The following is a 23,995-nucleotide window of genomic DNA, read 5'->3' on the forward strand; positions in this document are numbered from 1 at the left end:
ATCACGGTCAGTGGATGTCGGACGAGCGTCCGGCGGGCGGCAATACGGTTGTCCGGCCTTCCCGCCCGTTCGTTCCCGCGGGCCGCGAGCGGCTGCCGGATGCGGCATGCGCGACATGCACGTCGGACTGCGCACTGCCTGCCGGCCGCTTCGTGAACCAGTTGAACACGATGATCGGCAGCACGATCGGCAGGAAGTTGCGTCCGCTGAACAGGTTCGGTGTACGCATGATTTCCATCATCGACACGAAAAGCACCGCGTGTGCGCAGCACCAGACTCCATTGCCGCTGCGCCAGCCCGCATAGCTGCGGCCAAGCACCCAGCCCAGCACGGCCGCGTCCAGCAACCCGAACCAGCCCCACTCGTAGAAATGGACGAAGATGCCCGACGGATTGTTGAATTCCGGGTCTGCGTAGCTGTTCAGGAACAGGTTGAAGCTGTCGCTTGAGTCGAGCCAAGGCTGAAATGTCGTGCCGATCACCGGAAAGCGCATCAGCCAGTCGAACGTGAACATCGGATGGCCCTGGCCCCAGCCGAGCACGGCGAGCATCCCCGCGCCGTTGTTCAGCGACGTCGAATAGTAGAGGCCAAGCCGTTCGAGTGCGAAGTCGAAGATGTTGTCGTAGATGTTGACGTAATAGGCTTCCCACGACCGGTTGTACTCGTTCGCGATGAACAGCGCGAACAGCAGCGGAATCGCCGCGTACGGCCCGAACGTCAGCAGCCGCGCATACCGGCCGCGCAGCCGGAACCGCACGACCATCAGCGCGAGCGGCATCGTCATCTCGATCAACGCGAGCCGCTCCGCGAAAAGGAAGCTGCGCAGCAGCGTCAGCACCGCGAGCACGGCCATGTAGATCTTGTAGCGGTTCAGGCCTTTCACCGGCGTCCTGAACACGTAGAAATACAGCGCGACGAACGGCGCCGTGGCCTGCGTGAACGAACTCAACCCGGTAACGCGACCGATCTGCTGGAGCATGTCGTACGCGGTGGCCTGGCCATGCAGGAATTCGAGCAGCAGCGCAGGATGCGCGATGATCCCGCTCATCATCACGAGATTGCCGAACAGCGCGAGCAGGAACAGGACATCGAGCACGCGCGCTGGCACCTCGACGGGAGGCGCCGGAGGGCCCCCCCGCGTCCGTGCTTCGGTCGTCGCGAGCCATGCCGCCGCCATCACGACCATCAGGAACAGCGCGCCGACGAACGCATAGAAGCCGTCGAAATAGATCCGCGCAATCGACTTCTGGTCGCCCAGCAGGCTGAGCGACAGCAAGCCGTACAGCGGCAGGATGAACATCAGCACGAGACGTGCCGGATCTTCCCACCAGTAGCCCGTATAACCGCCGGCGGCGCCGCGCACGCGCGCCGCCCCGCGCATCGTCGCCGAGCCGTGTCTCAGCCCGGCCCACGCCCCGCCCGCTCGCCGGTTCATGACACCCTTTCCACCCGTTGCCGCTGTGCCATCACCCCCGTATATCCGGACGCGGCCTGATGCGTGTTCGCATCCGTATAGCCGTAGTCGTACCGTCCGGGCGCCCCCGTGCAGTCGTTCAGGACCACCCCGCGCACGTCGACATGCGCGTGTTCGAGCCGTCGCGCGCTTTCTTCGAGCTCGGTCAGCGTCGTCACGCCGCTGCGCGCGACGAGGAACACGGTTCCCGCGAGGCGGCCGAGCACCAGCGCGTCGGCCACCGGCAGCAACGGCGGGCCATCGATCACGACCATGTCGTAGCGCGACCCGGCCTGCTCGATCAGTTCGGCGAGCGCGGGCTGCAGCAGCAGTTCGCCCGGATCCGGCACGACGCTGCCCATCGCGATGAAATCGAGGCCCGGCACGACGCCGCGCTTGATCGACTCGTCGAGCGTGTGGGTGCCTGCCACCACGTCCGACAGGCCCGGCGCCCGGCTGTAGCGGAACCGCTCGTGCAGCGAACCCTTGCGCAGGTCGGCATCGATCAGCAGGACGCGCCGCCTCGCCGCCGCCACCAGCGACGCGATATTCGCGGCGACGAACGACTTGCCGACGCCCGTCGTCGGCCCCGAGATCAGCACGACGGAATTCGACGCGTCCGGCATCGACAGTTGCAGTGCCACGCGGAAACTGCGCAGGCTTTCGAGCGCCGCGTCCTGCGCGGCAGCCGGCTGCATCGGCGCGCGCGTGTCGCGCCGTCCGGCCTTCGAGTGCAATTCCGCTTGCGCCGCGGCCGGACTGTGCGGCACCGTCGCGAACACGGGGAGCCCCGTCGTCCATTCGATTTCCTCGGCGTCGCCGATCGTGCCGACGACACGCTGCCGGACGATCACGGTCGCCGCGCCCGCGAGCAGGCCCACCATCAGCAGGCCGATCACGGCGACCCCGCGATGCGGCCCGACCGGCTGCTCCGCGACCTTCGCCGTATCGACGATCCGCACGGTGCCGGTCTTGCTGGCCCGCGCGAGGATCATCTGCTGGCGCGTATTGAGCAGGTTCGTGTACAGCGCGGTATCGACGGTCACGTCGCGCTGCAGTTGCAGCACACCCTGCTCGACGGTCGGCAACTGCTGGATCTGCTTGCGTGTCGTGTCGAGCGAACGCTGCGCGTCGGCCAGCTGCGCATCGACGGCCACCACCGCCGGATGCTTCGGCATGAAGCGCGTCAGCAATTCCTCGCGCTGCTGCTGCAGCGTCTGCACGCGCGTCTCGATGTCGACCGACTGCTGGCGCAACGCCAGCGCTTCGTCGCTCGTATTGACCGTGCCGTGTGACGCACGAAATGCGTTGAAGCGGTTTTCCGCCGCTTCCAGTTGCGCCTTCAGCTGCGGCAGCTGGGTATCCATGAAGCGGATCAGCTTGTCGGCCGCCTCGGACTTGCGCTGCGTGTTCTGTGCCAGGTATGCGTCGCCGATCGCATTCAGCACGCGGCTGTCGTGCACGGGATCGATGCCATCGAGCGTCACGCCGATCATGTTCGACTGCTTGCCGCGCTCCGAGATCAGCGCGTTCTTCTGCAGCCAGGTTGTCGCTTCCTCGTCGCTATAGCGCGTCAGGTCGAAGCGAGCGCCGGGCTTGCCGGCCACGTCGCGCACGAATAGGTCGAGCGGCCCCTGCGGCGTCTCGACATGCAGCGGCTGCCCGATGCGGCCCTGCCATGCCGGTCCCGTCCGGCCGAACCAGCCCGTACGCTGCAACGTGTAAGCACCGTCGTCGCCGACGCTCAGCGCGAACCGCTTGCCGAGCAGGCGCTTCGGCACGTCGAAGGTCGGCACGTCGACGCGCTCGGTGCCGTACACGTAGCCGCCCGGCAACGGCGACGACAATCCGTCTGCCGCGTTCACGAGCCGCCAGCCGATCAGCGGCAGGTAATGCGGCCGTGCGTCGACCGCCAGATTGGTGCTGTCGATCGCGCGGTCGAGCACCGCGCGGGATTTCAGCACCTCGATCTCGGTCGACGCGTCGGTCTTCAGGTCGAACACCGACGACGGATCGCCGGGCGGCGACGTCGGTTTCGAATCGGTCGGGCTTTGCTCGACCTGGAACAGGATGTCGGTCCGGTAGACGGGGGCCGCGCACAGCGCATACACGGCGCCGGCGAGCGCGCCCGCGAGCGTCGTGCAAAGGATCAGGCGCCGGCCGCCGTACAGGATGCCCCAGTAGCGGCGCACCGGATAGGACGGCCGCAGGGCGGGCCCGCTGTGCGGGTCAGGCAGGGTCGAAGAAGTCATACAACATCAGTCCCGTATGGCGCGACGCGCGGTCGCGGTCACGAAATCCGCCACGAGCGTCACGGCGAGATGGCCTTTGCCGTCAGCGCACCCTGCGCGGACGACGGAATCAGCAGATTGACGACGCGGCTCCAGCGCACCAGCGACGACGCATCGACGAACACGACATCGCGGCGCTCGAGCGGAAACTGGTCGGCCAGCGCGAACGACGCCGGCGAGCTGCCGTCGAGGTGATATACCCGCGGGCGGTTGTCCGGGCCGCGGCGCACGACGAACACCTGGCGCGCGTCCGACGTGTACTGGCTCACGCCGCCCGTGTCGCCGAGTGCTTCGCCGAGGCTCATCCGGCCGTCGGTCAGCGTCAGCGTCGCGGGCCGCGACACCTCGCCGAGCACGAACACCTTCGCGTCGCTCGCCGCGCGCACGCGCACGAGATCGCCGTCGCGCAGCAGGATGTTCGACGGGTTCACGCCCGCGGCGATCAGCGCGGGCAGGCTGACGTTCACGGTCCTGTCGCCGCGCGTCACCGATACCTGCGAGCGGTCGGCCGTCGGGGTGAAGCCGCCCGCGCGGTCGATCGCCTCCGGCAGCGTCATCGGCATGTCGTTGACGATCTGCAGCCCCGGCGTGCGCACTTCGCCGTCGAGATACACGCGCTTGCTGCGATAGGTCTGCACGCGCAGCGCGATCTGCGGCTTGCGCACGTATTCGCCGAGCCGCTTCGTCAGCAGCGCACGCGCCTGCGCCTCGGTCAGCCCGGCGACATGCACGAGGCCCGCATACGCAAACTGCACGTTGCCGTTTGCGTCGACCGTGTAGCCCGTCGCGACCGAGCTGGCACCGACGCCGTCGCCGCCGCCCGCCGTCTGCGGCGTCGGCAGGTTCAGTTCGGGGTGGTCCCAGACGACGATGCCGAGCACATCGCCGGGGCCGATCGCGTATGGCTGCGGCTTGCCGAACAACTGGTGGATTTCCGCATCGACATTGGGTCGCTGGCCCGCATGCTGCTGTGCGACGAACGCCGGCGTGATCTCGATCAGGTCCTCGCGCGATACGTTCTGCACGCCGTCGAGGCCGCCCGAGCCCGATGCGTCGGCGCTCACGCGCGCATTCGCGTCGCGCTCGGCAGGCGCCCGGTAAGTCATGCCTGGCGACAGCGCACATGCGCTCAGTGCGCACGCGGCTGCCACGATCGCGATGCGCGACAGCCACGGTGCGTGCCGGATGCCTGCCGTGCGTGGCCGCGGCGTCCCGAGCGTCGATTCCGGTTGCGTGGTGATTGACATCGTGCCCTTCCAAAACTGTGCGGTAACCCGCCGAACGCGGCGAGTTCCGGCATTACGCTTGCCGGCGCGGCTCGCCTGGCGGTGCCGCGCCTCCCTCTTCACCTCACGTCACTCCGTACGATTCGTCATGAACTGCTCTTCGTCGCTTTCGTCACTCGTCTGCATCGTCATGGCCAGCGTTGCCTGTGCCGCCGGCGCGCAGACTTTGCCCGCCACGTCGGCCGACGCGCCGGTCGCCGTGTCGCCCACGCTGCTCGCGCCGGTGCCGCTCCAGCATTCCGCGCAAACCGCAATGGTCAGCGCGACCGCGGAGCCTGCTGCCGCTGCGTCCGAAGTCGCGGCACCTGCCGCTGCGCTTCCCGCTGCGAGCACCGCCGCAGCGCCCGAATCGCGCGCCCGCGGCGCGCTGCGCCGACCGCTCGTGCCGATGCGGCCGCGCCGCCCGAAAGTGGTTGATACCGCCACGGAAAACGTCTGGCAGACCGGCACGCTGTACACGTCACCCTATGCAAAGCCGCCCTATGCACGGCCGGGCAATCCCCACTGACGCATCCCGATCGATCACGCCACGGCGTGGCCGTGCGCGTGCCGATACGGGATTGGACACCACGGCGAACGGCGCGTCTGTGAGCGACCCCACCGAACGCCGATCTTCACAGGAAACGGGATTCGCCCCCCGACGCGCCGACGTGTGCGACGCGGCACGCATCATCACGACCGGCCGACCGACACGTTCGCGTACGATCGCGCGGCCGCATCCGGCGTGGCCGGATCGGCGATGCGCGCGACCGGCCATGCGGAGTCGCGCCCCAGCGCCTGCATGCACAGGTCGATCACGATGTCCGTGCCCACCGCGCCGTACACCGCGTGGTCGACCTGCGGCTCGAGGTGCAGGCGCACGTGACGCGAGCGCCGGAACGCGTGCTCGATTGCGCCGAAGTGACGCCGGACATCGTCGATGCCGGGATCGAGCGCGCCATACACCAGCGTCGTCCAGACGTTGCGCTGCGCAAGTTCATGCATCACGCCGCGGGGCGTGCCGCTGCGCGGCTTCCAGCCGACCCGCACTGCGAGCTCCTTCGCCGGCACGCTGACCCGCGCGATCGCATTCGCGGCCACCGCCCGGGCAATCGGACGCAGGTCGCGCCGCTCCCGCACGAGGCGTTTCCACTTCTGCCAGTCGCGCACCGACAGCCAGTAGCCGCGCACCGAGTTGTTCCGCTGCTTCTGTACCGCATCGAGCGTGAGCCCGGCCGGCCACACGAAGCGCGCGAGATTGACCGCGATCACGCCGCCGAGCGACGATGTCTTCACGGCCGCATGCAACGCCGCGTAGGCGCCCGAACAAATGCCGGCAGCGACCACCTCCGGATGACCGAGCGCGCGCAGCCAGTCCGCGGCAGCGGCCACGTCGTCGCTCGACTGCGTCGAATACACGATGCCCGACTGGTCGTCGAGCGCGGCGGGCCCGCTATCGCCGACGCCATGCACGTCGATCCGCAGCGTCGTCACGCCGGCACGCGCCAGCGTGCGGGCAAGCCGCACGCTGAAGCGCCCTTCGCCGCTGCGCGGATTCGTCGACGTGTTCGCGATCACGACCGCCGGGCCGACCGGATTCGCCGGTCGCGTATCGGCGGGACGGCACAGTACGCCGACCAGCCGGTCCGGACCGACCGCGACGACCTGCTCGGTCATGTCGTTCATGTCGAGCGCGACGGCCGATTCGCCATTCCATGTCGGGTCCGCTCGCGACCCGGTATCGGCGCCGGACGGCGTACGCGGTGCGCGTTCGGCAATCCAGTTCGCGAGCGTGTCGATCGCCGCGAGCGGCAGGCGCGAGCGCGTACCGTCCAGCATCGTCGTCGCCCATTCGCGGAACGGATCGCTCGCCACATGCACGCCGCGTGCGAGCAACGCGTCGCGCAATGCCGGCCCGTCGCCCTGATCGGGCTGGATCAGCAGCATCGCGCCGGGCAACGTCGGCGCATCGCGCACGACGTCGCATAGATCGACCGCCTTCAGCGCATTGACGAAATCGACGGGAAAGCGGTGTCCGAGCACGTTCATGCACGGTTCGTCGCGATGCGCGGCGCGGATGGCCGGCGATGTGATGTCGAGCCACTGGCGCTGCACGAACGACAGCTCGCGCAGGAAGGCGCGGCCACGCACGACCGGTGCGAGCGCCACCAGCGCATCGACGCGCGGCGACGGGCGCGGGCCCATGCCCGCGGCGGCCAGCATCGCGAACAGCGCGCCCGCGCGAATCCCGACAAGCGTCAGCGCGGTCACGCCGGCCTGGTCGCGCAACAGGTCGATCGCGTCGTGAATGCTGCCGATGCACGCGGCATGCCGATCGGCGTCGCGATCGTCGCCCGCCGAGTCACCGGTGCACGGATAGTTGAATCGCAATACGGTGACGCCGTCGCGGGCCAGCCGCTCCGCGATCGCCCGCATCAGCTTGTGCGTCCACGAAGCCTCGTGCCCCAGCGATTCGCACAGGATCACGCCTTGTGTCGTCTGTCCTTCGTGCAGCCACCCCACGCAGCTGCCGAACGTTATCGGCTTCAATCGGTACTCCTCGGATCGGTCTTTGTTATCGAATGCGGACACGCGTTCCGGCGGCGCCACCGGAATCGACCATTCCACGATCATGCGACTGCCCGACGAACGCACGGCTTCCCGGCTACGGACTACCGCCGCGCCCCTGCGCGACCCGTTCGCCCTTCGTCATGCGTCGTCCTGCCCCCGGTGCCCGGGGACGGCGGTTCCCGGCCCGAGTCATCGCCAGGCCCTGTCCGCCCTCAACCAAAACAGTGCGCTCGATTAGAGCACCCGGCCCGAGTGCCCTTCGGTGCGCCAGCTTACAAATGCATTCGCCACTGCGGCGATACAACGATGCGCGCCGCATCGCGATTCATGCCGCGCGCACGGAATCCGCGAACGGTAGGCTCGCGAACACAGTCGTCTCGCGCGGCCCGTATCATTGCCGCTATACGATGTGGCCGTGTCCGGCATCGCCGGACGCAACCGGCGCCCGCCGGAACGGACCGCAAACCGATGCAGCCGGGTCAGCGCCGACCGGCCGCGCGAGTGCACGGCGGCCCGCACTGCACCGCCATGCGACACCCACGGCGCCGACCGAGCGAATGTCAAACCTCAAGAAGAACTTCCTGCTGCTGCTGACGTTGCAGATCTCGATGTACGCGGTGCCACTGCTGATCGCACCGCTGCTGACGCACGCACTGGGCCCGGAAGGCTACGGGCAGCTCGCGTTCTCGCTTGCCGTCATCGCGTATCTGACCAACTGCACGAGCTATAGCTTCGACCTGACCGCCACGCCGCGCATCGCGCTCGCCCGCGACAACCGCGCCGAACGCTCTCGCATCTTCTGGGCGACGCTATACGCGCAGATCGGCATCGCGGTGATCTGCTTCGTCGTGCTGGTCGCGCTGACCTTCCTGGTCGAGCGCTTCGGCGAGGACCGCGACCTGCTGCTGATCGGCTTCGGGATGGTGGCCGGCGTGGCGTTCACGCCAGGCTGGTATTTCCAGGGCATGGAGAAGCTGCGCGCGTTGAGCGTGATCCTGTTCATCGGCCGCATCCTGAGCCTGCCCGCGATGTTCGCGCTCGTGCACAACCCGGCGGACATCGACCGCGCGATGATCGTCAACGCCGCCGTCCCGACGCTGTCCGCGATCGCACTGGCCGCCTACCTGTATCTCCACCGCGAGATCGACTTCGTTCGCGTGGGCTTCACCGACATCGCCGAATCGCTGAAAGGCGGCTGGCAGGTGTTCCTCGCATCGACGTCGATCGCGTTCTATGCATCGACCAACACCGTGCTGCTCGGCTTCGTGTCGGGCAACGTCGCGGCCGGCTACTTCGCTGCCGGCGACAAGCTGATCCGCGCGGCGCTCAGCATGCTGCAGCCGCTGAAGGCCGCCACCTATCCGCGCGTCAACTACCTGATGCGGCATGCGCGCAACGACGCGTTCTCGTTCCTGCGCAAGCTGTTCGTCGTGCAGGTCGCGATGGTGCTCGGCATCTCGCTCGCGATCTTCTTCGGCGCGCCGCTCGCCGTGCGCATCCTGTACGGCCCTTCGTACGAACCGACGGTCCAGGTGCTGCGCTGGATGGCATTCATCCCGTTCATGGCCGGCATGACCGACCTGTTCGGCGTGCAGACGATGCTGCCGCTCGGGATGAAGTCTGCGTTCACGCGAATCCTGATGTCATCGGGCATTCTGAACATCGTGCTGGTGCCCGTGCTCGCGAAGTACTTCGCGGAACTGGGCGCCGCCGCCGCCGTGCTGACGGCCGAGGCCGCGGTTGCCGCGGCGCTCGCGACCGTCGTCTATCGCGCCGGCATTCCGCTGCCCGGCAGCCCGGTCGCGCGGCGCGGCTAGCGTATCGTCCGTGCGGCCCGGTTTGCTCGGGCAGCCGGAATCCGATGATGTGCCATTCGATGTGCGCGCAACGAACCGCATCGTGCGGATGCACGCTTCGCGCCTTCTTTCTCTTCCTGACGCCCTCACTCAGGTACTTCTTACCCCGCAGCAGACGCTCGATCGGGAACGATGACCGCCTTTTTCCCGTGCTACGCAATTGCATCGAAAAAGATCGTACGTATCGGTAGAAACACCGATGCTGTAGTCAAACTACATTCGTACGATTGGTCGCTGCAGAGAATCGCTACATCCGATTCGGCAGTGTCGGGCGGTCCGCGTCGCCTCCCGCGTTGTTCGATCGGGCCCAACCGGCCGTAACGATTCCCCGCCTGGCCTGGCATGCCGACGCGTAACCACCCTGCATCGCCAGCCGACTGCGTTCGATGCGAATCCATCGGACGTGCGCAGCTCCAGACATCATCCGAACAACCGGCAATACGATCATGGAGAGCAACATGCGGGACAAACTCTGGCCGGCCGCCGTGCTGGCCGCGACCCTCTGCACCAGCGTCTATGCGGCCAATGTCGATTTCGATTCACGGGGCGACGCCGCCGACGCGTTCGCGTCGTCCGCTTCGCAACGGCGCGCCGACCTCCTCGTGCGCAAGATGACGCTCGACGAGAAACTGCAGTTCATTCATTCGCAATACGAAATGTCAAAAGTGCCGGGCGGTGGCGCCGGCTACATTCAGGGCGTGCCGCGCCTGGGCATTCCCGATCTCGACATGGTCGACTCGGCGACCGGCTCCGGCAGTACGTCGCAGGCCAGCACGACCTTCCCGGCGACGATCGCCGTCGCCGCGAGCTGGGATCGCCGGCTGTCGTACGACTACGGCAAGGCGGTCGCGATCCAGTTGCGCGCGCAAGGGTTCGGCATGGGTCTCGCCGGCGGCACCAACCTCGCACGCGAGCCTCGCGGCGGCCGGCTGTTCGAGTATCTCGGCGAGGATCCGCTGCTCGCCGGCGACCTGCTCGCCGAGCGCACGCTTGCCACGCAGCGGCAGAAGGTCATCGCGACCATCAAGCACTATGCCGGCAACGAACAGGAGCATGGCCGGATGGGCGGCAACACGCAGATCGACGAGCGCACGCTGCGCGAACTCTACCTGCTGCCGTTCGAAATCGCCGCGAAGCGCGGGCGGCCCGGCAGCGTGATGTGCAGCTACAACCGCCTGAACGGCACGTATGCGTGCGAGAACAACCACCTGCTGAACGACGTGCTGAAGAACGAATGGGGCTTCCAGGGCCAGGTGCAGTCCGACTGGGGTGCGACGCACAGCACCGCCGCCGCGATCAACGCCGGGCTCGACGAGGAAGAGGACGTCGGCCCCTCCGTCTACCTGACGCCGGCCGCCGTCAAGCAGGCGATCGCGAACGGCTCGGTGTCGACCGTGCGCCTCGACGACATGGTGCGCCGCAAGCTGGCCGTGATGATCCGCGTCGGCGTGATGGACGATCCGGCCAAGGGTGGCGGCACGATCGATTTCGCGGCCGCGAACCGGTTCGCGCAGGGCGTCGCCGAGCAGTCGATCGTGCTGCTGAAGAACGACGGCAATCAGCTGCCGCTGGCGGCGTCCGCGCTGTCGCGCATCGCCGTGATCGGCGGCCACGCCGATGCCGCCGTGTTGTCGGGCGGCGGCTCCGGCAACACGCGCGATCCGGTCACCGGTTCGTTCGCGGGCTGCGGCGGGCTGACGTTCGGGTCGTCGACGGGCTGCAGCTGGTGGCGCAATCCGTGGCTCAAGGTCGACGTGCCGATCGTCGCGGCGATCCGCGCGCTCGCGCCGGCAGCGCAGGTCACGTTCGCGGGCAACAGCGACCAGCAGTCGCCGTTCCGCGCGTACACGCAGCAGGAAATCGACCAGGCCGCGGCGCTCGCCGGGCGCTCGGACGTCGCGATCGTCGTGGTCGCGCAGCCCGCCGGCGAGGATTTCGGCGACCTGCAGAGCCTGAGCCTCGCAAATCCGTCGAACCAGGACGCGCTCGTCGAAGCGGTCGCGCGCGCGAATCCGCACACGATCGTCGTCGTCCAGAGCGGCAATCCGGTGCTGATGCCGTGGAAGGACAACGTGTCGGCGATCGTCGAGGCGTGGTATCCGGGCGAAGGCGGCGGCAAGGCGATCGCGAACGTGCTGTTCGGCGCGGTCAATCCGTCCGGCAAGCTGCCCGTCACGTTCCCGGCGCGCGACCAGGACACGCCGACGTGGGGGCAAAGCGGCGCGTTCGAGAGCGACCCTGTCTACGCCGAAAAGCTGAACATGGGATATCGCTGGTACGACGCACGCAACGTCAAGCCGATGTATGAATTCGGCTACGGGCTGTCGTACACGCACTTCGCGTATTCGGGGCTGTCGGTGTCGCGGCAACAGGACGGATCGCTCAGCGTCGCGTTTACCGTGCGCAATGACGGCCGCGTCGCCGGCGCGGAAACACCGCAGGTCTATCTCGGCGTGCCGTACAAGGACGAACCGCCGAAGCGGCTGGTCGGCTGGGAGAAAATCCGGCTGAACCCGGGCGAGGCGCGGCATGTGCGCGTGATCGTGTCGCCGCGGATGCAGAGCGTGTGGGATACGTCGCGCAATGGCTGGCGCATGGTGCCAGGCGGGACCGTGTATGTCGGCGCGTCGTCGCGGGATATCCGGCTGCAGGGGAACTGAGCGGCGATAAAGTGACCGGAGGCGCCGCGTGCGGCGCTTCCGTTTTCCATGCCCGAACCGCTCTCCTCGGCCTCGCATGCCGCCTACCGGAGCAACAGCGCCGGCAGCGTCGCCAGCGCGGCGATCCCCGCCGCCATACCCGCCATACCCGCCAGATGCGCGGCGACCGCGAGGCCCGCGGGCAACCGCATCGTCATTCGCCCCCTTCCAGCGTGTCCAGCAACGGCCGCGCGAGATGCGGCACCTGATACACCGTACCCGCGCAGCCGTCGTCCGGATCATGCTCCGAAACGCGCCCCGCGTCGGCCTCCAGCGCGCCGGATCGACATCGACGGCCGCTGCGACGACACCCGCCCGGCCCGCCGTCTCGCGATTGCGCGCGATCTCCCGCGCAGCCAACTCGATGCGGCGGTCATCCTTCAGCATGACCGCCAGCGCCTCGACGGCGAGACGATCCTGTCGGAATCGTTCGGCTGGATGGCCGCGGCCGATTTCGAGTACCATCCGCCGCAACCGCTGCGGCTCACCACGCAGGCCGAGCCTTGCAGCATACGGCGCATGGCGGCCGACACGGGGCGAATCGCGAACGCGGCGTCGCCGTTGGTCTGCGTGACAGTGCCGAATCCCGGCCCGATGCGGCGCGCGTCGCGGGCGGGTTCGCCCGCTGCCTCGCCCGCTCGCGGTATCCTTCTCACATGCCGTCGCGTTGCCGCCCCGTTCATCGGCCGGCCCCGCGACGGGCATGTGGATGCGCGGACCGCGCAGCGCATTCGCCCCGGCCGAGACAGAAAGCGCCCGCCGTGCGGGCAACCCATTGCATGCTCCGTGCATGCCGACAACGATCAACGTGACTTACACCCTATCCGCCTCCCGCACGACCGAGCTCGAAATCCGCAAGAGCCGTTTCATCGCATACGCGATCCCCGTCGACGACCGCGACGCCGCGATGCAGGCAATCCAGCGCCTGCGCGACGAGCACCCGACCGCCACCCACGTGTGCTGGGCGCTGCTCGCGGGCGGGCAATCCGGCATGTCGGACGACGGCGAGCCGTCGGGCACCGCCGGCCGGCCGATCCTCGAAGTCCTGCGTCATCACGATCTCGACGGTGTGCTCGGCGCGGTCGTCCGCTACTACGGCGGCGTGAAGCTCGGCGCGGGTGGCCTGGTGCGCGCCTATACGGATGCGATCGCCTCCGCGCTGCTCGACGCCGAGCGCATCGAACGCATTCGCCACACGCGGTTCGCGATCGAAATCGGCTATCCGGACGAAGCGCGCGTGCGCCGCTGGATCGAGCAGGCGGGTTACGAGCTGGCGGACAGTGCGTACGGGATGACGGTGAGGCTCGTGATCAAGCTGCCGGAAACGGTCGAAGCGGCAGCGAAAACCGAGCTGTTCGACCTGACGCAGGGGCGCTCGGGCTTCCCTGACCTGTAATGCGCTGCCGACCGCAGTGCGTCGGCGCCACGGATTCGCAACGATCCCCGCGAAAATTCAGATACACGCGGCACTAGTTCAGGTGCGCCGGCGCATGGCGAATCCTGCGCCGACCGCGCGGGAAATCTTCGGGCAGGGTTACAGCGATCGCGCGACGCTGTTCACGATCGGCGCGAAATATCGCGATCCGGCGACGGGCGCCACGAGGGGCGGCCGTCGCCGCGCGCTCGCCTGGATCGCGGACCGCGACCGTGGCGCGCTCCTGATTTGGGCGTGACGCGCGCCGCGTTGCACCGCGCGCCCCTGTAGCCGCTCCGATCGGCCCGAACCGCTCACGCTCAATAAGTATCCGGCACGATCATGTCGTCCGGCGTCGGCCGGCGAATGTAGTCCTCGTGATGCTCGCGCTGCGGCAAATCGATCGTCGGGCGCGGCACCTCGTGATACGGCACCTGGGTCAGCAGATGGTGGATGCAGTTCAGGCGCGCGCGCTTCTTGTCGACCGCCTGCACGACCCACCACGGCGCCTCGGTGATATGCGTGCGCTGCAGCATTTCTTCCTTCGCGGCCGTATAGGCTTCCCAGCGGCGGCGGCTCTCGAGGTCCATCGGGCTCAGCTTCCACTGCTTCAGCGGATCCTCGATCCGGCTCTGGAAGCGTACTTCCTGCTCGTGATCGGTGATCGAAAACCAGTACTTGACGATCTGGATCCCGCTGCGCACCAGCATCTTCTCGAACTCGGGCACCGAGCGGAAAAATTCCTCGTATTCGTCGTCGGTACAGAAATTCATCACGCGCTCGACGCCTGCGCGGTTGTACCAGCTGCGATCGAACAGCACGATCTCGCCGCCGGCCGGCAGATGCGCGACATAGCGCTGGAAATACCATTGCGTGCGCTCGCGGTTGCTCGGCGCCGGCAGCGCCGCCACGCGGCACACGCGCGGATTCAGGCGCTGCGTGATGCGCTTGATCGCGCCGCCCTTGCCGGCCGCGTCGCGCCCTTCGAAAATCACGACGAGCCGGTGCCCCGTGCTCACGACCCAGTCCTGCAGCTTCACGAGCTCGCCCTGCAGCCGGAACAGCTCGCGGAAATACTGCTTGCGCGCTTCCCGGCGCTCCGGCGAAAACAGCAGATCCTCGTGGTCGTCGAAGCGGCGGTCGTCGAGCTCCATTTCGAGTTCTTCGTCGTATGCGTCGACGAGGTCTTCCTCGAAGCGGCGCTGGCGCGACTCCAGCGATGCCGTATCGGTGAAGTTGTCGGTCTCGGTGCGGGTATCGTTGTCGCCCATGGGGCCTCCTTCCTTCAATTGACGCAGCCAAACTCCACCATTATCTCAGCGTCGTGCGTCAAATTGATGAAAAAGGGGCCGACCATGTTGCGGCCGTCGCCCATCGGCTGCTCCGGCAACGGCGGCGCCGATGCGGCCGGACAGCCCTAGCATGAAAAATGCCGGGCGCGAGCCCGGCATCGAGCGCCGTCGGCACGACCGCCTCGGCGGTCGCGCGTTGGGCCTGCGTCACCGAATGATCCGCGTAACGCCGCGCCCGCGCGGATCGGCCATCGCCTCCGGCGTCTTGCCGTCGATCTTGATCACCTGGATGTCGCCGCTGAAGTCCTGCCCCTTCAGCGTGTAGCCACGTGCCTCGATCTGCTTCGCGAGCTCGCCCTCGATCGGATGGTACGGCTCCCAGAAGATCGTGTTCGGCGGCAGCAGCTGATGATGGAAGCGCATCGCGCCGACAGCCTCCTTCAACGGCATCTTGAAGTCGTAGATGTTGTTGATCACCTGGAAGATCGACGTGAAGATTCGCGAGCCGCCCGGCGTGCCGATCACGAGCGACACCTTGCCGTCCTTCGTCATGATCGTCGGCGACATCGACGACAGCGGACGCTTCTTGGGCTCGATCGCGTTCGCATCGCTGCCGACCACGCCGAACATGTTCGCGACGCCAGGCTTCGCGGAGAAGTCGTCCATCTCGTCGTTCAGCACGATGCCGGTGCCGTCGGCGATCACGCCCGAACCGAAATAGCCGTTGATCGTGTACGTGTTCGACACCGCGTTGCCCCACTTGTCGACGACCGAGAAGTGCGTCGTCTCCGCCTTCTCCGGCATCGACGTGCCGAGGCCCGGCTGCACGCTCTTCGTGTCGGACGGTTCCTTCGGATTGACCTCCGCCGCGCGCTTCGCGATGTACGCGTCGTCGGTCAGCTGCGCGATCGGCACCTTGTAGAAATCAGGATCGCCGAGGTATTGCGCACGATCGGCGAACACGCGCTTCTCGATCTCCGCGATCAGGTGGATGTACTGCGGCGAATTGAGCGCCACGCCGTCGAAGTCCTTCTTCAGGTCGGCCTTCATCTTCAGCAGTTGCACGAGGCCGATGCCGCCCGAGCTCGGCGGCGGCGCGGTGATCACGTCATAGCCGTTCCATTTCGCCTGCACCGGCTGGCGCCACACCGCGCGGTATTGCGCGAGATCCTCGGTGGTGATGAGTCCGTTGCCGTCGCCGGTCTTCATCGACGCGGCAATCAGTTCTGCCGTCTTGCCCTTGTAGAAACCTTCGGCGCCGTCGTTCGCGATGCGCGTGAGCACGCCGGCAAGATCGGGCTGCTTGAAATTCGTGCCGGCCTTCATCGTCGAGAAGTACTTGTCGAAATTGGTCTTGCCGCCGAACTCCTTCGACGCATCGACACCGCGCTGCGCCAGCTGTTCGTCGACGACGAAGCCGTCGCGCGCATAGTGGATCGCCGGCGCGAGCACCTGCTTCCACTTCAGCTTGCCGAAGCGCTTCTGCGCTTCCCACATGCCCGCGACCGTGCCCGGCACACCAACCGCGCGCGGGCCGTACAGGCTCATGCCCTTGACGACGTTGCCGTCCTTGTCGAGGTACATGTCCTTCGTCGCGGCGAGCGGCGCGCGCTCGCGGTAGTCGATGAAGTACGGCTTGCCATCCTTGTAGATCGTCATGAAACCGCCGCCGCCGATGTTGCCGGCTTCCGGATACGTGACGGCCAGCGTGAACGCGATCGCGACGGCCGCGTCGATCGCGTTGCCGCCTTCCTTGAAGATCTGCTGCGCGGCGTCCGCGCTGTACTTGTCGGCCACCGCGACCGCCGAGCTCGTCAGGACCGCCGGCTGCGGTCCCTTCGCATAAGCCGGCGCGTTCGGCAGGAAGCCGACACCGGCCACCGTCGCGAGCACGACGGCGGAAGTCTTGAAGCGATTCAGCGTAGTCATTGCATGTCCCCCATGTGGATCTCCTTCAGGCAGGAAAGGCGCCTGATCCGCACGTATCCGCTGGCACACCGGAGGATATGTGCGGCTTCGTAGTATAGGGGGACAAAAAGGGTCGAACACGCGACGCACGACGAACACGTGCAGATTGTGCGGGCCCGGTCGCACATCCGGTAGAAACGGACACGCGTATCGGTCGAAATTACGCACTCCGCTCGTTATCGCGCAATGCACAAATCCGAAAGTTGCAAAACTCACGGCCGCTCATGCTGCACATGCAAAAAATCTGCGATCGAACCGCCCGCTGCGCGGGCCGATCTGAGAAGATAGCGCCCCGCTTTCGCGACGCATCGTTGCTGTCGCTCGCACGCCGCTTCACGTTTCTTCGTTTCGTTCCCTATGGCATCACACAATGCGCATCACGCGTCCGGCTTCGCAGCCGGTGTCGTCGCCGCCGTCCTCGTTGCGCAAACCGGCGCGACCGGCCCCTTGCACACAGGTCTGCTCGCCGCGTTCGCGGCCGGCGTCGCGGGTGGCACCGCGCCCGACTGGCTCGAAGTCGCGTGGTGGACCCGCAAGCGCCGCCTGTGGATCACGCACCGCACCGTCACGCACTGGGGCATCGGCTGGATCGCGCTGCTCGCGCTCGGATGGCACGGACTCACGCATCATCCGCATCCGCTGTGGGCCGCGCCGCTGTTCGGTTTCGCATGCGGCGGCGTGATGCACCTGCTCGCCGACTGGCCGAATCCGCTCGGCGTGCCGTGGATCTGGCGGCGCCACTCGCTGAACCTGTGGAACAGCGGACATTGCGACCTGATCGTCGTGGCCGCCGCATGGGGCGGCGCGCTGTGGCTTGCGCAGTCGCTGTGGACGCGCGCACCGTTCCTCGAACACTGGCTCGGCTGGCTGCATCGCGTGTAATTGCGCGCCGTTTTTGCCGCCGCTGCGCCAGCGCAACGGCGACGTCGAGGCGATCGCGCGCGTGTAGTCGCGTGCAGTCGACGCATCGCGCCGTTGACCCGGCGCCCCTCGACCGCAGCCGCCTCCTTCCGCCGGGCCGGCGCCCGTGCACGCCGGCGCCCGTGACCGAACGGACGCCGTTGCCGTTGTCCGCGCACACCCGCACACCTGTTGAAACGCCGTCACCGCGCCTCATCTGCATCTGCGACGCGTGCATTCCCCCGCCCGCGGTGCCCGGCACGCACACGCGACGTCTGGCACACTGACGATTCGCGCGCGGCCGCCCCGTGCGCTCGCACCCCATTTCAACGCTCCGATGGACGTCACCGCCACCCGCCCCGCCAACGCGCTCGACGTGTTCCACCCGGCCGTCGCCGCGTGGTTCCGCCGCACGTTCGCCGCCCCGACCGGCGCGCAGGCGCTCGCGTGGCCGCACATCAAGGCCGGCCGGTCGACGCTCGTCGCCGCGCCGACCGGCTCCGGCAAGACGCTCACCGGATTCCTGTGCGCGCTCGACGACCTCGTGCGCGATGCGCTCGCACACGACGGCGCGCTGCCCGACGCGACGCTCGTCGTCTACGTGTCGCCGCTGAAGGCGCTGTCGAACGATATCCACGTGAACCTCGACGCACCGCTCGCCGGCATCGCCGAGTCGCTCGCGCAGCTCGGTCTGCCGGTGCCGGCGATCCGCACCGCCGTGCGCACCGGCGACACCACGCAGGCCGAACGCGCGGCGCTGCGCAAGCGCGCGCCGCACATCCTCGTGACGACGCCCGAGTCGCTGTACGTGCTGCTGTCGTCGACGTCGGGACGACAGATGCTGTCGAGCGTGCGCTCGGTGATCGTCGACGAAATCCACGCACTAGCGTCGTCCAAGCGCGGCAGCCACCTCGCGCTGTCGCTCGAACGCCTCGACGCACTGGCAGGCCGCGCGTTGCCGCGCATCGGGTTGTCGGCCACGCAGAAGCCGATCGACGCGGTCGCGCGCTTCCTGGTCGGCGGCCCGATCGATGCGCCGCGCGACTGCACGATCGTCGACACCGGCCACACGCGCGAACGCGACCTCGCGCTCGAACTGCCGAACGTGCCGCTCGAACCCGTGATGGCAACCGACGTGTGGGAACAGGTGTACGACCGGATCGCCGCGCTCGCCGCCGCGCATCGCACGACGCTCGTATTCGTGAATACGCGGCGCACCGCGGAGCGCATGGCGCGCCATCTCGCCGATCGCCTCGGCAAGGACGCGATCGCCGCGCATCACGGCAGTCTCGCGAAGGAACATCGCTTCGACGCGGAACAGCGGTTGAAGCGCGGCGAGCTGAAGCTGCTCGTCGCGACCGCATCGCTCGAACTCGGCATCGACATCGGCGACGTCGATCTCGTGTGCCAGGTCGGTTCGCCGCGCGGGATCGCACCGTTCCTGCAGCGCGTCGGCCGCTCCGGGCACCATGTCGGCGGCGTGCCGAAGGGCCGCCTGTTCCCGCTGTCGCGCGACGAGCTGGTCGAATGCGCGGCGCTGCTCGACTGCGTGCAACGCGGCGAGCTCGACGCGTTGCGGATTCCCGAGGCACCGCTCGACGTGCTCGCGCAGCAGATCGTCGCCGAAGTCGCCTGCGCGGAATGGCGGGAGGACGCGCTGTACGCGAGCTTCACGCGCGCGGCGCCGTATGCGCGCCTGTCACGCGAACGCTTCGACGACGTGATGAAGATGCTCGCCGAAGGTTTCACGAGCCGCCGCGGCGTACGCGGCGCGTATCTGCATCGCGACGTGGTCGGCGGCACGGTGCGCGGGCGCCGCAACGCGATGATGACCGCGACGACATCGGGCGGCACGATTCCCGACATGGCCGACTACGCGGTATTGCTCGAACCGCAGGGCATCCAGGTCGGCACCGTCAATGAGGATTTCGCGATCGAGAGCCTGGCGGGCGACGTGTTCCAGCTCGGCAACCAGTCGTACCGGATCATTCGCGTGGAAACGGGCCGCGTGCGCGTCGAGGACGCGCAAGGCCAGTCGCCGAGCATTCCGTTCTGGCTCGGCGAGGCGCCCGGACGCAGCGACGAGCTGTCGGCGGCGGTCGGCCGGCTGCGCGCACGGCTCGACGGGCTGTTCGCCGAAGGCGATCGGCAAGCGGATGCCGGTGGACGCAAACGCGCGAGCGGCGATGCGGCCGGCAAGACCGGCGCGCCCGGCAAGGCCAGGCAATTGCCGGAAGCCCATGCCGTCGCCGATTCGCGAAGCAACGCCGACGGCACCGCGATCGGCCCGGCCGAAAACCGCCTCGTGCCGGCGCTGCGCTGGCTCGTCGACGATCTACACCTGTCGCGCGACGCAGCCAGCCAGATCGCCGACTATCTCGCGCGCACGCGCTCGGCACTTGGCGCGCTGCCGACCCAGGACACGCTCGTGATGGAGCGCTTCTTCGACGAATCGGGCGGCACGCAACTGGTGATCCATTCGCCGTTCGGTAGCCGCATCAACCGCGCGTGGGGGCTCGCGCTGCGCAAGCGCTTCTGCCGCAGTTTCAACTTCGAGCTGCAGGCCGCCGCGACCGACGACGCGATCATTCTTTCGCTGTCGCTCGCACATAGCTTCGCGCTCGACGAAGTGTGGCGCTACCTGCGCTCGGCCAGCGCCGAGCACGTGCTGGTCCAGGCGCTCCTCGACGCGCCGATGTTCGGTGTGCGCTGGCGCTGGAATGCGACGACCGCGCTCGCGCTGCCGCGCTTCACCGGCGGCCGGCGCACCGCCCCGCAACTGCAGCGGATGAAGAGCGAAGACTTGCTCGCGACCGTGTTCCCCGATCAGGTCGCGTGCCTCGAGAACATCGTCGGCGAACGCGAGATCCCGCACCATCCGCTCGTCGACCAGACGCTCGACGATTGCCTGCACGACGCGATGGATACCGACGGCTGGCTCGCGCTGCTGCGCCGGATCGAAAGCGGCGCGATCGAGCTGATCGCGCGCGACCTGCCCGCGCCGTCGCCGCTCGCGGCCGAGATCCTGAACGCGAAACCGTATGCGTTCCTCGACGATGCGCCGCTCGAGGAGCGCCGCACGCAGGCCGTGCAATCGCGCCGCTGGAGCGATCCGGAATCGGCCGACGATCTCGGCGCACTCGACGCCGACGCGATCGACGCGGTGCGCGACGAAGCGTGGCCGCTCGTGCGCGATGCTGGCGAAATGCACGACGCGCTGCTCACGCTCGCGTGCGTCGCCGACGGCGAAGCTCAGGCGAACGAAGGCTGGCCCGACCGGCTCGCGGAACTGGCCGAACGCCGTCGCGCGACGAAGCTCGTCACGCCGGACGGTACCGCGCTGTGGGTGCCGATCGAACGGCTGGTCTGCATGCGTGCGCTGCATCCCGACGCACGCGTTGCGCCCGCGCTGAAGGTGCCGGCCGCTTGCGCGACGCCATGGGAAACCGACGCCGCACTCGTCGACGTGATCCGCGCACGGCTCACCGGCTTCGGACCGCTGACGCTGGACGCGATCGCGCGGCCGCTCGGCCTGCCGCCTGCGGTGATCGCGACAGCGCTCGCGGCACTGGAGCGCGAAGGCTACGTGATGCGCGGCCGCTTCACGCCGGGCGTGACGGCCGACGAATGGTGCGAACGCCACCTGCTCGCGCGCATTCATCGCTATACGGTCAAGCGGCTGCGCCGGGAGATCGAACCGGTCGAGCGCGCCGATTTCATGCGCTTCCTGTTCCACTGGCAGCACCTGACGCCCGACACGCGCGGCACGGGCCGCGACGCGCTCGCAGCCGTCGTCGAGCAGCTGGAAGGCTACGAAGCCGCGGCGAGCGCATGGGAAGACGCGCTGCTGCCCGCGCGGCTGACCGACTACACGGCCGGCGGCCTCGACGAGCTGTGCCGCTCCGGCAAGCTCGTGTGGACCCGCATCGGCGCACCGGCCCGCGCGGCGGGTACGCCCGTGAAGACGACGCCGGTCGTGCTGCTGCCGCGCCGCCACCTCGGCGCATGGCAGGTGCTGCGCGACCCCGATGCGCAACCGACGCTGTCCGCGCGCGCGACGCAGGTGCGCGACGCACTCGCCGCGCACGGTGCGATGTTCTTCGATGCGCTGCTCGACGAGCTGCACATGTTGCCCGTCGAACTCGAACAGGCACTCGGCGAACTCGTGTCGGCCGGTCTCGTGAATGCGGACAGCTTTGCCGGACTGCGCGCACTGCTGAAGCCGGCAGTCAAGCGCAGCGCGACGTATGCACCGCGCACGCGACGCGGCGGCGCACTGATCGGCGGGATGGACGATGCGGGCCGCTGGGCGCTCGTGCAACGCGTTTCGGCATCGAACGACGCGCCAACGCCGGCACCGAAGCGTAGTGTGCCCGCGACCGATCCCGATGCGCTCGAACACATCGCCTGGACGCTGCTGCGTCGCTATGGCGTCGTGTTCTGGCGATTGCTCGAGCGCGAAGCCGACTGGCTGCCGAGCTGGCGCGAACTCGTGCGCGTGCTGCAGCGGCTCGAAGCACGCGGCGAGATTCGCGGCGGACGCTTTGTCGCGGGGCTCGCGGGCGAGCAGTTCGCGCTGCCTGAAGCGATCCCGATCCTGCGCGAACTGCGTCGCCAACCGGGCGACGGCCAGTATGTGTGCGTGACGGGCGCCGATCCGCTGAACCTTGCCGGCACGCTGCTGCCCGGCGACAAGGTGCCCGCGCTGGCCGGCAATCGCGTGCTGTTCCGCGACGGCGTGCCCGTCGCGTCGCTCGTGTCGGGCACGTTCCACTACGCGCCCGAACTGCCGCCCGCCGCGCGCGAGGATGCGCGCCTACGCCTCGCACGGCGCTACTGACATCGGCTGACACGCGACACGTCGCGGACTACTGAACGCCGCGCGGCATCGACGCACCCGTTCGGGTAGCATCGAACGATTCACCGCGCGAGCGACTGCAGAACGACCGCGCCCAGAACAAGCCTTCCGGAGACTGCTGTTCATGCCCTCGCATGCCGATTCGCCCGCTGTTCATCACGTGGGCTCGCTGACGATTTTCCAGGGCGCTGCGCTGTATATCGGCGCGGTGCTCGGCACCGGCGTCATTGCGTTGCCCGCGCTCGCCGCCGAGGTTGCGGGCCCTGCGTCGCTGCTCGCGTGGGCCGCGCTCGTCGTGCTGTCGGGGCCGCTTGCGGCCACCTTCGCGGCACTTGGCGCGCGCTACCCGGACGCGGGCGGTGTATCCACCTACGCGCGTCGTGCATTCGGGCCGAAGGCCGCGGCGATCGTCGGCTGGTGTTTCTATTTCGCGGTGCCGGCCGGTGCGCCGGCCGCCGCGATGTTCGGCGGTGCATACGTCGCGGCCGTCACGGGCGGCGGGCATGCGACGGTCATCGTCACGGCCGCTGCACTGATCGCCATGGTGTCGGCCGCGAATACGTTCGGCGTCACGGTGTCGGGCCGCATGCAGCTCGTGTTGTCGGCGCTGCTCGTCACGCTGCTGCTGGCCGCGGTGCTCGCGTCCGCGCCGCATGCACGCGCGGAGAACCTGCATCCGTTCGCGCCGCATGGCTGGCTCGCGGTCGGCCAGGCTGCGGCGCTGCTCGTGTGGAGCTTCGCGGGCTGGGAAGCAATCACGCACCTCGCCGCCGAGTTCCGCCGGCCCGCACACGACATGCCGCGCTCGGCCGCCATCGCGGTCGTGGTCGTCGGCTTCCTGTATCTGTCGGTCGCGGCCGCGAGCGTAGCGGTGCTCGGGCCGTCGGCCGGCGCATCGGGCGCGCCGCTTGCGGAACTGATCGCGGGCGGCATCGGCGGTCACGCGCAGGTGCTGGCGGCCGCTGCCGCGCTGCTGCTCACGCTCGGCACGATGAATGCATATTTCGCGGGTGCGGCCAAACTCGGCGCGGCGCTCGGGCGGGATGGCGCGCTGCCCGCGTGGCTCGCGCAAGGCAGCCAGGTCGGCGGCGTGCCACGCCGCAGTCTCGGCGTGATCACCGTGCTGGCAGCCGTCGCACTCGCCGCGACGACGCTCTCGGACGTCGGGCCGAAACCGCTCGTGCTCGTCACGTCCGGCTGCTTCGTGATGGTGTACGGGCTCGGCGCGGCTGCCGCGCTGAAACTGCTGCCGCGTGGCGGCATCGCGTACCGCTGCGCGTGGATTTCGCTGGTCGCCGTCGCCGGGCTGTTCCTGACGACGGGGTGGTATATCTTGTGCCCGCTGCTGCTCGCGTGCGGTGCGTTGCTTTACCTGCGAATGGCCGGGCAGCGCACATGATCGTGTGCCGATGCCCGCGAGCGGATGAA

At 68.3% G+C, this 23,995-nt stretch carries 14 protein-coding genes; 7 read left to right on the forward strand and 7 right to left on the reverse strand.

The annotated features are described in order from the left end of the window. Positions 1–7: 7 nt before the first annotated feature. The 5 genes from DIE15_RS20425 to DIE15_RS20445 all read right to left on the reverse strand — a co-directional run bounded on the left by DIE15_RS20425 (position 8) and on the right by DIE15_RS20445 (position 7,559). Positions 8–1,435: an oligosaccharide repeat unit polymerase gene (locus DIE15_RS20425; protein ID WP_260428297.1), complete on the reverse strand. Its 1,428-nt coding sequence runs from the start codon at positions 1,433–1,435 to the stop codon at positions 8–10. Further along, positions 1,432–3,705, reverse strand: a complete 2,274-nt coding sequence (locus tag DIE15_RS20430; protein WP_124834202.1) for a polysaccharide biosynthesis tyrosine autokinase — start codon at positions 3,703–3,705, stop codon at positions 1,432–1,434. Before DIE15_RS20430 ends, DIE15_RS20425 begins: the two co-directional genes overlap by 4 nt. A gap of 59 nt (positions 3,706–3,764) precedes the next feature. Next, complete coding sequence (locus DIE15_RS20435) at positions 3,765–4,991, reverse strand: polysaccharide biosynthesis/export family protein (RefSeq protein ID WP_057928279.1); 1,227 nt, start codon at positions 4,989–4,991, stop codon at positions 3,765–3,767. Between the two features lie 108 nt (positions 4,992–5,099). Next, positions 5,100–5,489 carry a hypothetical protein gene (locus tag DIE15_RS37070; RefSeq protein ID WP_185734519.1) on the reverse strand — a complete coding sequence of 130 codons (390 nt, stop codon included), beginning with the start codon at positions 5,487–5,489 and terminating at the stop codon, positions 5,100–5,102. Positions 5,490–5,702: 213 nt separating this feature from the next. Continuing rightward, positions 5,703–7,559, reverse strand: coding sequence for a serine aminopeptidase domain-containing protein (locus tag DIE15_RS20445; protein WP_057928327.1), 1,857 nt, complete (start codon positions 7,557–7,559; stop codon positions 5,703–5,705). A 578-nt stretch (positions 7,560–8,137) separates the two neighbouring features. On the opposite strand from DIE15_RS20445, the gene DIE15_RS20450 reads away from it, so the two are divergent. The 4 genes from DIE15_RS20450 to DIE15_RS20475 all read left to right on the forward strand — a co-directional run bounded on the left by DIE15_RS20450 (position 8,138) and on the right by DIE15_RS20475 (position 13,808). Continuing rightward, entirely contained in the window at positions 8,138–9,397 is a 1,260-nt protein-coding gene (locus tag DIE15_RS20450; RefSeq protein ID WP_057928328.1) for an oligosaccharide flippase family protein, read from the forward strand. Between the two features lie 497 nt (positions 9,398–9,894). Beyond that, a complete protein-coding gene (locus tag DIE15_RS20455) occupies positions 9,895–12,096 on the forward strand; it encodes a glycoside hydrolase family 3 C-terminal domain-containing protein (RefSeq protein WP_124834203.1) in 2,202 nt (733 codons plus the stop codon). 829 nt (positions 12,097–12,925) lie between these two features. Further along, positions 12,926–13,531 (forward strand): IMPACT family protein, encoded by a 606-nt coding sequence (locus DIE15_RS20470; RefSeq protein WP_409364311.1) that lies wholly within the window; start codon positions 12,926–12,928, stop codon positions 13,529–13,531. Positions 13,532–13,625: 94 nt separating this feature from the next. Then, on the forward strand, positions 13,626–13,808 hold the full coding sequence (locus DIE15_RS20475) for a hypothetical protein (RefSeq protein ID WP_260428298.1): 183 nt from the start codon (positions 13,626–13,628) through the stop codon (positions 13,806–13,808). Between the two features lie 61 nt (positions 13,809–13,869). Here DIE15_RS20475 and ppk2 read toward each other — a convergent pair whose 3' ends face one another. Both ppk2 and ggt read right to left on the reverse strand, forming a co-directional pair. Next, positions 13,870–14,820 (reverse strand): polyphosphate kinase 2, encoded by a 951-nt coding sequence (gene ppk2 / locus DIE15_RS20480; protein ID WP_057928282.1) that lies wholly within the window; start codon positions 14,818–14,820, stop codon positions 13,870–13,872. A gap of 228 nt (positions 14,821–15,048) precedes the next feature. Further along, positions 15,049–16,770: a gamma-glutamyltransferase gene (gene ggt / locus DIE15_RS20485; RefSeq protein WP_057928283.1), complete on the reverse strand. Its 1,722-nt coding sequence runs from the start codon at positions 16,768–16,770 to the stop codon at positions 15,049–15,051. Between the two features lie 396 nt (positions 16,771–17,166). Here ggt and DIE15_RS20490 point away from each other — a divergent pair, with 396 nt between their 5' ends. From DIE15_RS20490 to DIE15_RS20500, 3 genes are all read left to right on the forward strand, one after another. Then, positions 17,167–17,691, forward strand: a complete 525-nt coding sequence (locus DIE15_RS20490; protein ID WP_057928284.1) for a metal-dependent hydrolase — start codon at positions 17,167–17,169, stop codon at positions 17,689–17,691. Positions 17,692–18,046: 355 nt separating this feature from the next. Beyond that, positions 18,047–22,549 (forward strand): DEAD/DEAH box helicase, encoded by a 4,503-nt coding sequence (locus DIE15_RS20495; protein ID WP_124834204.1) that lies wholly within the window; start codon positions 18,047–18,049, stop codon positions 22,547–22,549. A 142-nt stretch (positions 22,550–22,691) separates the two neighbouring features. Further along, a complete protein-coding gene (locus DIE15_RS20500; RefSeq protein ID WP_057928286.1) occupies positions 22,692–23,966 on the forward strand; it encodes an APC family permease in 1,275 nt (424 codons plus the stop codon). Positions 23,967–23,995 lie beyond the last annotated feature (29 nt).

This window comes from Burkholderia sp. Bp9031 (assembly GCF_003857965.1).
GTDB classification, from domain to species: Bacteria; Pseudomonadota; Gammaproteobacteria; order Burkholderiales; family Burkholderiaceae; genus Burkholderia; species Burkholderia ambifaria_A.

Excerpts from the sequence above, each read along its gene's own strand:
- ppk2 (WP_057928282.1), bottom strand. The coding sequence starts at position 14,820 with ATGGGCGACAACGATACCCGCACCGAGACCGACAACTTCACCGATACG.
- DIE15_RS20490 (WP_057928284.1), top strand. The coding sequence starts at position 17,167 with ATGGCATCACACAATGCGCATCACGCGTCCGGCTTCGCAGCCGGTGTC.
- DIE15_RS20425 (WP_260428297.1), bottom strand. The coding sequence starts at position 1,435 with ATGAACCGGCGAGCGGGCGGGGCGTGGGCCGGGCTGAGACACGGCTCG.
- DIE15_RS20500 (WP_057928286.1), top strand. The coding sequence starts at position 22,692 with ATGCCCTCGCATGCCGATTCGCCCGCTGTTCATCACGTGGGCTCGCTG.
- DIE15_RS20470 (WP_409364311.1), top strand. The coding sequence starts at position 12,926 with ATGCCGACAACGATCAACGTGACTTACACCCTATCCGCCTCCCGCACG.
- DIE15_RS20450 (WP_057928328.1), top strand. The coding sequence starts at position 8,138 with ATGTCAAACCTCAAGAAGAACTTCCTGCTGCTGCTGACGTTGCAGATC.
- DIE15_RS20435 (WP_057928279.1), bottom strand. The coding sequence starts at position 4,991 with ATGTCAATCACCACGCAACCGGAATCGACGCTCGGGACGCCGCGGCCA.
- DIE15_RS20475 (WP_260428298.1), top strand. The coding sequence starts at position 13,626 with ATGGCGAATCCTGCGCCGACCGCGCGGGAAATCTTCGGGCAGGGTTAC.
- DIE15_RS20455 (WP_124834203.1), top strand. The coding sequence starts at position 9,895 with ATGCGGGACAAACTCTGGCCGGCCGCCGTGCTGGCCGCGACCCTCTGC.
- DIE15_RS20430 (WP_124834202.1), bottom strand. The coding sequence starts at position 3,705 with ATGACTTCTTCGACCCTGCCTGACCCGCACAGCGGGCCCGCCCTGCGG.
- DIE15_RS20495 (WP_124834204.1), top strand. The coding sequence starts at position 18,047 with ATGGACGTCACCGCCACCCGCCCCGCCAACGCGCTCGACGTGTTCCAC.
- ggt (WP_057928283.1), bottom strand. The coding sequence starts at position 16,770 with ATGACTACGCTGAATCGCTTCAAGACTTCCGCCGTCGTGCTCGCGACG.